Origin of the sequence: Agrilactobacillus fermenti, assembly GCF_021030645.1 — a bacterium.
GTDB lineage: Bacteria > Bacillota > Bacilli > Lactobacillales > Lactobacillaceae > Agrilactobacillus > Agrilactobacillus fermenti.
Map to the genome: position 1 here is coordinate 1 of NZ_JACGCJ010000082.1, position 368 is coordinate 368.

The 368-nt window shown below is 44.3% G+C and carries 1 pseudogene; it reads right to left on the minus strand.

The window, feature by feature from the left end:
- Positions 1-368 (minus strand): annotated as a pseudogene (locus FHQ08_RS12710) (group II intron reverse transcriptase/maturase); the annotation flags it as partial.

Sequence of the window (368 nt, forward strand, 5' to 3'; positions counted from 1 at the left end):
CATGAGCACTTCGATTGGGTCGGAAACTAAAACTGCTATCCGATAATATCTTTTCAAACCTTGGCGACATCACTTGAGCGACTGCTTGCTGAACAAGTCGATCGACCACCGTTGGGATCCCAAGCTTGCGTTTGGAACCATCTGGTTTTGGAATCTCGACTCGTTTAACTGGTAATGGTTGATAGCTGCCATCACGCAGTGATGCGATTAGCTCATCACGATGTTGCTTCAGATAAGGCAGCAGCTCATCAACAGTTAGACCGTCAATACCCGCTGCACCATTGTTGCTACTGACTTTAGGATAGGCTTGATTCAAATTAACTCGGGATAAAACTAAATCTTGAAATGAAACACCATTCCACATCTTA